The sequence below is a fragment of the Micromonospora mangrovicola genome, assembly GCF_047200535.1.
GTDB lineage: Bacteria > Actinomycetota > Actinomycetes > Mycobacteriales > Micromonosporaceae > Micromonospora.
The window spans coordinates 1-7,971 of the sequence record NZ_JBJZOG010000172.1; the positions used below are offsets into that span (position 1 = coordinate 1).

Sequence of the window (7,971 nt, forward strand, 5' to 3'; positions counted from 1 at the left end):
CCCGGCAGGCGCATCGGCCCTCGTGCCGGGATGCCGGAACGGGCCGACGAGGGTCGGTCAGCCGGCCACCGACTGGTTGTAGTCCTTGATCGGGCCGGCCAGCGCCTGCTGCTGCTGCTCCAGCGCCGCCCGGGTGTCCGTGCCGCTGAGCACCGCCGCCTGCATGGCCTGCTCGGCGGCCTTACGGGCCTGCGGCATGGCGCCGAGCAGACAGCCCTGGGTGGCCTTGCTCAGCGGGGTGTTCTGCAGCTGGGTGATCGCGGTCTGGAACTGGGGCCGCTGGGCCACCCACTGCTTGTCCACGTCGGTCTCCAGGGCGCCCTTGCTGATCGGGAAGTACCCGGTCGACGTGTGCCAGGTGGCCTGCGAGTCCCTGTCGGACAGGAACTTCACGAACTCCCACGCGGCGCGCTTGTGGGCGTCGTCCTTGCCCTTGCCGACCACCCACAGCGAGGCGCCGCCGATGATCGGGCCGCCGGCGTCGGTGGCGTTGATCTTCGGGTAGTTGCCGGTGCCGATCTCGAACTTGCCCTCGGTGCTCTTGAGGAAGCCGCCGAGCGAGCCGGTCGACTCCAGGGTCATGGCCACCGTCCCGGCGGTGAACGCGTTGTCGGCGGTGGTGGTGTTGCTGTCGAGCTTCGGCGCCAGCCCCTCGTCGACCATCTTCTTCCACCAGGTGAGCAGCTTGACGTGGTCGTCGGTGGCGAGCTGCACGGTGGTGCCCCGGCCGTCGCGACCGTTGCCCTGGTCGCAGTACTCCTGGTTGCCGGCGGCGGTCCACTGTTCGAGGAACCAGCCGTAGAGCGCCGCGCCGAAGCCGTACTGGGTGACCCGGCCGCTGGCGTCCTTGACGGTGAGCTTGCGGGCCGCCGCGGTGATCTCGTCGAGGTTCTTCGGCGGGTTCGCGGGGTCGAGGCCGGCCTTGGTGAACGCGGTCTTGTTCAGGTACAGCAGCGGCATGGAGGTGTTGAACGGCATCGAGTAGAGCTTGTTGTCGACCGAGTAGTAGCCAGCGATGTTCGGCTGGATGTCTGAGGTGTCGGCCTTGTCGACGTCCACGAACGACTGCACGGGCACGATCGACTTCGAGTCGATCATGAAGCGGGTGCCGATGTCGTAGACCTGGACGACGTCCGGTGCCTGCCCGCTGTTCAGCGCTGCCTTGTACGCCGAGAGGGTGTCGTCGTAGGTGTTCTTGAACTGCAGGTTGACCTTGACCCGGCCCTTGTTCTTCGCGTTGAACTGGTCGGTGAGCTGCTGGAGCGCCTCGCCGTTCTTGCCGCTCATCGCGTGCCAGAAGTCGATCGACACCTCGCCCTTGCCGTCCAGGGCGCTGGCCGCCGGCGCGCCTGTGCCGCCGCCCGCGTCGCCGGTGTTCGCCGTGGCCGAGCCGCAGGCTGCGGCGGTGGCCGTGAGGGCGGCGAGCGAGAGCCCGACCGCCACCCGGCGCAGAGTGGTACGCACTGCTTCCTCCTGATACTGGGGTGAGGTGATTACTTGACCGCGCCGGCCGTGAAGCCCCGGACGAGCCACCGCTGGCCGAAGACGACCAGCAGCAGCGTGGGCACCAGCGTGATGCTGATGCCGGCCAGGAGTACGGCGGGGCTGCCGCCCTCGTTGTCCTTGAGGGCGAACACCGCGGTCTGCAGGGTGTTCAGGGAGTTGTTGCTGGACGAGATGATCAAGGGCCAGAAGTACATGTTCCAGCCCTGCAGGAACGACCAGACGGCCACGCCGATCAGCGCCGGCCGGCTGGCCGGCAGCAGGATGGTGAGGAGGAACCGCAGGTGGCCGCAGCCGTCGATGACGGCGGCCTCCCGCAGTTCCCGGGGAAACTGCCGGAACACCTGACGCAGCAGGAACACGCCGAAGCCGCTGGCCAGGAACGGCAGGATCAGGCTGAGCCGGTTGTCGTTGATCCCGAGCGACCGGATGAACAATGCGTTCGGCACCACGATCGACTCGTACGGCACCATGATCGTCGCCAGGAACAGCCAGAAGATCGGCCGGCGCAGCGGGCTGCGCAGGAACACCAGGGCGTACGCGGCCAGGCACGAGGTGACCAGGTGCGCGAGCATGATGCTCAGCCCGACGAAGAGCGAGTTGACGAACGCGGGGGCGAGCGGCACCACCGGCTGCCGCCAGGCCGCCCGGTAGTTCTCCAGCGTCCAGTGCCCGCTGAAGAGCTGCGGTGGCTGATGCAGCAACGCGCTCGACGGCAGGAAGCCACCGACCACCGTGAGCAGCACGGGGAAGAGCAGCACCACCGCGGCGACGCCGAACCACAGATACGTCAGTACGGTCGCTGCCGGGCCGGGACGGTTCACGCTCCTGCTCACCGGTAGTGCACCCGCCTCTCCAGGACGCCGAACTGCACCACCGCGATCAGCACTCCGATCACCAGCAGCACCAGCCCCTGGGCGCTGGCCAGGCCGAAGTTGCTGTTGTTGTTGTGGAACGCGTTGTCGAAGATCGAATAGACCAGGGTCCGGGTGTGCCCGTTGGGCCCGCCGTCGGTCATGATCTGCACCTGGCCGAGCGCCTGGAGTGCGGTCAGCGTGGTGGTGACCACTGCGAAGAACAGGCTCGGCGAGATCATCGGCAGCACGATGCTGACGAACTGCCGGGGGCCGCTGGCGCCGTCCATCCGGGCCGCCTCCAGCACCTCCTCGTCAACGCCGGCCAGGCCGGCGGCGAGGACCAGCAGGTTGAACCCGGAGACCATCCAGACGGTCACCCCGACGACCGTGGCCATCGCCCAGCCCGGCTCGGTGGTCCAGTTCGGCGCGGGTACGCCCGCCAGGCCGAGCACCCAGTTCACCGGGGACACGCCAGGGTTGAGCATGATCAGCCAGACCACGCTCGCGGCCGAGACCGAGTAGGCGAACGGCAGGGCGAAGACGGTCCGGAAGATCCGCATGCCGGGCAGCCGCTGGGTCATCGGCGCCGCGAGCGCGAGCGGCAGCAGCACCCCGGGCGCCACGACCAGGACGGTGAAGACCAGGGTCTGCCACAGCAGGGTGCCGAAGGCGGGGGTGAGCAGCTCGTGGAAGTGCTGCAGTCCTACCGAGCGGGTCGGGTTACCGAGGATGTCGTTGCCCCGGGTGGCCAGGTACACCGCCTGGGCCAGCGGAAAGATCACGAAAACGCCGAGGCCGGCCAGGCCGGGGAGGACGAAGAGCAGGCCGAGCGCCGTCTCCCTGGCCCGCGCCGGCCCGGCGCCGCGGCGGGTCCGGCCGGGCGGCCGGGCGGTGGGCCCGGGGGCCGTCCCCGCGGCGAGCAGAGTCGGAGCTGTCACGTCGGTCAGCGTGCACGGCCCACGCGTCTACCGGGGGTGATCTTGGCGGCGGTCCGGTGACCAGTGGTTGTCGCGGCAATGACACCGCACGACGCAGCGTGAGCTCGACCAAAGCTTCGCCGAGCACCGGCTCCCGGCGCTGGAGTAGGTGGGTCGGCATCCGAAAGGGGGGCCGGGCGGCGGTCCAGGGCGGACCGGCATCGTGAGCGGTAAAGGCAGTCCGCCGATGTTCGACAGCGCACGCGTGCTGGTCGTCCTGAAGATCGCGCTGGCCGCGGCGACCGTCCGCGGCTCGGGCGACAGCCGGCCGAGCAGGCCGGTGCCGGCGACCGCCGGTCGCGTCGATCAGCCCCACCGGCCGGTCCGCGGCGGGCGTTTCGTCGGCGAGCCGCCGGGCCACCTCGCCGAGGCGCAGCACCGTGCCGATGCCGGCCAGCGGCAGGACCAGGTCGTCGTCGGCCCAGCGGGTGCGGCCGTCGTCCAGCCGCCGCGCCGCCGCCCCGACCCGCACAGCCGGGCTGTACAGCAACGACACGGAGGGTGCTGCGGGTGACCGTCGATGGTTCGGCAGTCGCAAAGACGGAACTGGTGCCGGCGACGATCCCCCGACGCACCGGCCGACCCGAGCCTGCCGGCGGGAAGGGCGCGGCCCGATTCCGCCGGGAGTACGCGGACCTGCACGCTTGCACCGGACTCGCCCCGAGCCCCGCCACGTAGCCGGAAGCCCGGCCTGACGCCCCACCTCACCCCGACCCAGGTGCGTAGATTCTGAGGATCACGCTGTCGCGAGGAGGAGAACAATGTCGAAGCCGCCGCTCCCCGAACCTGCGGTCACCATGCTCCGCAAGCCGAATCCCGCCGTCATCGCCACCCTCCAGCCCGATGGTCAGCCGGTCTCCACCGCCACCTGGTATCTGTGGGACGACGGCCGGATCATGGTGAACATGGACGAGGGCCGCCGCCGGCTGGGCCACCTCAGAAATGACCCCCGGGTCACGCTGACCGTGCTGGACGAGCAGGGGTGGTACACGCACATCAGCATCCTCGGGCGCGTCGTCGAACTGCGCGACGACGAGGACCTGGCGGACATCGACCGGCTCTCCCAGCACTACACGGGGAGGCCGTATCCACGGCGGGAGCGCCGGCGGATCAGCGCGTGGATCGAGATCGACCGCTGGCACGGGTGGGGCGCGCTGAAGGACAGCAACCAGGTCGGCTGACGCCCGGGCTGCCTCACCTGCGTTCGGTGCCGTTGAGCGCGGTTCAACGCCGTTCAGTGCACCAGGCTGCTCCCAACCTGCTCGCCGGTTTCGGGCCCTCGAGACCGGGGCAGCTGATCGGCTGAACCGGCCGCCTGTCGGGCAGTTCGACGCCCGTGTGGACGCCGGCTACGCCGTGCTGAGGCCCTCCGCTGCGACCCGGCCGCTGCCCGGAGATCAGCGCATCCCGAAGCTCCCGAACCGCTCCCCCGGTTTTATACGCCAGCCCGCTCGCCGAGCCGCCACCCGCTACGCAAAACGCGCATCCCGCTACCGCGCCAGCCTCATCCTCATCGCCGCCATCATCTGGCTTCCATGCTCGACAGGACAGGCCCCAGTCGACCCTTGTCCACGCGCTGCCCGCCGGGCTGGCGACGCTCACTCCGGGCCGTGGAACGCGTCGATGCCCTTGCGCCACGTGGCGTCGAGATCGGTGCCGGGTGGGAAGCGCTGGTTCAGCTCGAGGATGACCATGCCGTGCGCGAAGGCCCAGATGGCCCGTGCGCGTTCGCGGTCGCCGCCGGTGGCGTCGAGGAGCGGCATTGCGGCCGCCTCCTCGACGCCGGAGGTGAGCAGGTCGCGGCGCAGGGGCCGTTCGGTCATCAGCCGATACAGGTTCGGCCGGCGACGCGCGAAGTCGCGGTACGCGGCGGTCAGGGCCGCGATCGGGGCGTCGGATCGATGGACTGCCTGCGCGAACAGTTCGGCCTGCTCCTCGAAGCCGACCGAGATCAGCGCCGCCTCCAGTGCCTGCTTGTCGCGGAGGTGCTCGTAGATCGAGGAGGCGCGGATCCCGAGTTGGGCGGCGAGGCGACGCATCGACAGCGCATCGGGGCCCTCCCGCTCAAGGAGCTGGCGCGCGGTCTGCACGATCTCCCGGGCTCGTGGGGTGAGCCGGCTCAGTGCGTAGGAAGCCAACCGTCCGCCTTTCCAGAATTCCCTAACAGTGTTAGGTTCAACCCTAACACCGTTAGGTAGAAAGGTGGCGTCGATGCCCGCTCGTGCCCCGTCCCTTCACATCGAGACCGGCACGGGCTCCGCGCGGATTCGTGACCGCATCGCGCGGACCCTCCTCGTCCTCGCCGCCTCCGGCGCCGTCGCCGCGGTGGCCGGCGCAGTGGGCGCCGTCGCGGACGCCGGACCAGCCACACAGATGGTCGAGACCTGGCGCATGCTCGGCTTCGTGGTCTTCGCGGGCGTGTTCCTGCTGCTGGCCTACCGCCCCCGGCTCTACGCCGGCATCTGGGAACTCGCCATCCTCAACAAGCTCGGCCTGACCCTGGCCGCCCTGTCCCTCGGCAGCGGGACCGACGGCGCTGGCGCGGCACTGATCGCCGACGGAGCAATCACCTTCATCCTGCTGGCCGCGTATGTGCTCAGCAGGGGCTGGACTGCCTGGTCGACCGCAAGGGCTGCGGCGTGATGATTCCTGGCCGAAAGCGACGAGCGGATCGCGGAAATAAAGGATGCCGGCAGGACCTCATCTACTCGTGCAGTGCGACATGATCGGCGTTCGTGGGGCACCCCGATCCATACGTAACTGTTACAGAACCAACATTCGTGGCACGGTTCCTTCTCGATCCCAACACGGACACCGAGGAGTCTGTCGCCAACGTGGATGCTTTCGTCGACCTTCCTGACGGCTCCAGCTGGGCTCTGACAATCTTCACCGTCGACGAGGTCCGCCGCCTGCTTGCGAGGTGGAAGAGAAACGATGAAGTCGCGAACGGCAGTTACTTCTGGGCCGTTGACCAGCTGATCGTGTCGGAACCGGGCGTGTCGGCCATGACGACCGCGATCCGAGAACTCGTTCGCAGCGGGCAGATAGAACACGTCGCTGTCCGATGCGAGGATCCGGACTGAGGCCGCCTGCGCACACCCACGAGGGGTGATGGCGCCGACGGGTGCCGCGCACGGGTGGCGGCACAGAATCAGTTGGCCTGGTCAGAGTGGCACGGTTGCGCCGGTTGGGGCGTTCCTCACCCGGCAAGCCGCCGACGGCTACCAAGCATCGCAGCATCCAGTCGAGAGCGCCGAGTTCTATGTGGAGGCCGTGCCGCTCAGCTTCTAGATCCTTGGGCTCGAAGGCGGTCGGCCGCCCTTGGATCCCTTGGCCCGACGGTTCGCGTCTTGATCGGCCTTGCTCGGGATCGTCGCGGCGATGCCCCGTCGGCGTAGGTAGGACCGGTTGGCCCTCGACGTGTATGCCTTGTCGGCGAGGACGCGGTCCGGGCGGGTTCTCGTGCGGCCCATGGTCAGGCGGGGGACGCGGATAGCGGCCAGGACTGGGATGAACTGCGGGCTGTCGCCTCGGTGCCCGGCGGTCAGCACGATCGCCAGGGGTTTCTGACCCTGCCCGCAGCCCAGGTGCAGCTTGGTGGTCAACCCGCCGCGGGACCGGCCGAGGGCATGGTCGTCCGGCTCGATGCTGACGCCACCGGGTGGTTCAGCCAGCCTGTAGATCCCCCTTTTCCGCGCCTCAGCGGCGTGCTGATGGGCGCGGGCGCTCGTGGAGTCCACGGACACATCCCAGGTGACCCGACCGGCCGCATCCGCGAGAGTCTGCAGCGCGGTGAGCACCCGCTGCCAGGTTCCGTCGCGCTGCCACCTGCGAAACAGCGCATAGACCGCCGACCGGGACCCGTACTGCGGTGGCACGTCACGCCACGGGGCACCCGCCCGGATCAGCCACCGGATCCCGTCGATCAACTGCCGCCTACTCCACAACGACGGTCGACCCGGCCGCTTCGCTGCCGGCAGCAACGGCTCCAACACCGCCCACTGCACGTCAGTCAGGTCCAACCGCCTCGTCACCGCGAGGGCGTCCACGAGGTCTCCGGTTTCAGGTTCGCTTGATCGCTGAACCGTCTACCGGAGACCTCGCCTATTTTCGATCTCCGACACGCGGAGATCCTCAAGTCGGCTCAGGCCCTGACACCGACTTCAACGCACGCCCTAGCTGCGGTTCTCGGCCCTGCCCTGCTCAATGCAGAACTCGTTACCTTCGGGGTCAAGGAGAGTGACCCAGCCGCGCCCATCTGCGGTTCGGTGGTCCTCGTGCAGTCTCGCGCCGAGGCCGATGACACGCTCAACCTCGTCGTCGCGGGTTCGCTCCGTCGGCTTCCAGTCGAAGTGGATCCGGTTCTTCACCTTCTTGCCCTCGGGCACTTTGATGAACAGGATGCCGGGCACGGGAGAGGGAGCTTCAACGAGCACCTCGTCGTCACCCGGCTCATCCACGTCCGATACAGGCCATCCAGTCGTCTTGCTCCAAAACGTCGCCAGTTGATACGGGTCGGCAGAGTCGACGGTGATGTGGCGAAGGATCATGGAACAGACGATAGCCAGCGGCTTCAGTCTTTGAGGGGCGGCCAACTGAGAGACAGCCTCTACCCGCAGTGCAACCTGATCCAG

General features: G+C 68.7%; 10 protein-coding genes. 4 read left to right on the plus strand and 6 right to left on the minus strand.

The window, feature by feature from the left end; translation table 11 throughout:
• Positions 1 to 57: 57 nt before the first annotated feature.
• Genes ACL02O_RS32965 through ACL02O_RS32975 form a run of 3 tightly spaced genes read right to left on the minus strand, consistent with a single transcriptional unit; the run spans position 58 to position 3,298 of the window.
• Positions 58 to 1,464 carry an ABC transporter substrate-binding protein gene (locus ACL02O_RS32965; RefSeq protein WP_412822094.1) on the minus strand — a complete coding sequence of 469 codons (1,407 nt, stop codon included), beginning with the start codon at positions 1,462 to 1,464 and terminating at the stop codon, positions 58 to 60.
• A 29-nt stretch (positions 1,465 to 1,493) separates the two neighbouring features.
• Positions 1,494 to 2,339, minus strand: coding sequence for a carbohydrate ABC transporter permease (locus tag ACL02O_RS32970; protein ID WP_412822095.1), 846 nt, complete (start codon positions 2,337 to 2,339; stop codon positions 1,494 to 1,496).
• Positions 2,336 to 3,298, minus strand: coding sequence for a carbohydrate ABC transporter permease (locus tag ACL02O_RS32975; protein ID WP_412822096.1), 963 nt, complete (start codon positions 3,296 to 3,298; stop codon positions 2,336 to 2,338). The genes ACL02O_RS32970 and ACL02O_RS32975 overlap by 4 nt, the downstream gene beginning before the upstream one ends.
• Positions 3,299 to 3,524: 226 nt before the next feature.
• On the opposite strand from ACL02O_RS32975, the gene ACL02O_RS32980 reads away from it, so the two are divergent.
• Both ACL02O_RS32980 and ACL02O_RS32985 read left to right on the plus strand, forming a co-directional pair.
• Positions 3,525 to 3,851 carry a hypothetical protein gene (locus tag ACL02O_RS32980; RefSeq protein ID WP_412822097.1) on the plus strand — a complete coding sequence of 109 codons (327 nt, stop codon included), beginning with the start codon at positions 3,525 to 3,527 and terminating at the stop codon, positions 3,849 to 3,851.
• Between the two features lie 247 nt (positions 3,852 to 4,098).
• Positions 4,099 to 4,518, plus strand: a complete 420-nt coding sequence (locus ACL02O_RS32985; protein ID WP_412822098.1) for a PPOX class F420-dependent oxidoreductase — start codon at positions 4,099 to 4,101, stop codon at positions 4,516 to 4,518.
• 417 nt (positions 4,519 to 4,935) lie between these two features.
• Here ACL02O_RS32985 and ACL02O_RS32990 read toward each other — a convergent pair whose 3' ends face one another.
• Positions 4,936 to 5,427 carry a TetR/AcrR family transcriptional regulator gene (locus ACL02O_RS32990; RefSeq protein ID WP_412822099.1) on the minus strand — a complete coding sequence of 164 codons (492 nt, stop codon included), beginning with the start codon at positions 5,425 to 5,427 and terminating at the stop codon, positions 4,936 to 4,938.
• Positions 5,428 to 5,548: 121 nt separating this feature from the next.
• On the opposite strand from ACL02O_RS32990, the gene ACL02O_RS32995 reads away from it, so the two are divergent.
• Positions 5,549 to 5,980, plus strand: a complete 432-nt coding sequence (locus tag ACL02O_RS32995; protein WP_412822100.1) for a hypothetical protein — start codon at positions 5,549 to 5,551, stop codon at positions 5,978 to 5,980.
• 137 nt (positions 5,981 to 6,117) lie between these two features.
• Complete coding sequence (locus ACL02O_RS33000) at positions 6,118 to 6,420, plus strand: hypothetical protein (protein ID WP_412822101.1); 303 nt, start codon at positions 6,118 to 6,120, stop codon at positions 6,418 to 6,420.
• A gap of 204 nt (positions 6,421 to 6,624) precedes the next feature.
• Here the strand turns inward: ACL02O_RS33000 and ACL02O_RS33005 are convergent, their stop codons facing one another.
• Together ACL02O_RS33005 and ACL02O_RS33010 are read right to left on the minus strand one after the other, a co-directional pair.
• Complete coding sequence (locus ACL02O_RS33005) at positions 6,625 to 7,386, minus strand: IS5 family transposase (RefSeq protein WP_412822102.1); 762 nt, start codon at positions 7,384 to 7,386, stop codon at positions 6,625 to 6,627.
• Between the two features lie 126 nt (positions 7,387 to 7,512).
• On the minus strand, positions 7,513 to 7,971 hold a 459-nt coding region (locus ACL02O_RS33010; RefSeq protein WP_412822103.1), incomplete at its 5' end, for a VOC family protein.

What these genes read in the sequence shown, in the direction of transcription:
- ACL02O_RS32980 (WP_412822097.1), top strand. Translation starts at nt 3,525, where the DNA reads ATGTTCGACAGCGCACGCGTGCTGGTCGTCCTGAAGATCGCGCTGGCC.
- ACL02O_RS32985 (WP_412822098.1), top strand. Translation starts at nt 4,099, where the DNA reads ATGTCGAAGCCGCCGCTCCCCGAACCTGCGGTCACCATGCTCCGCAAG.
- ACL02O_RS32995 (WP_412822100.1), top strand. Translation starts at nt 5,549, where the DNA reads ATGCCCGCTCGTGCCCCGTCCCTTCACATCGAGACCGGCACGGGCTCC.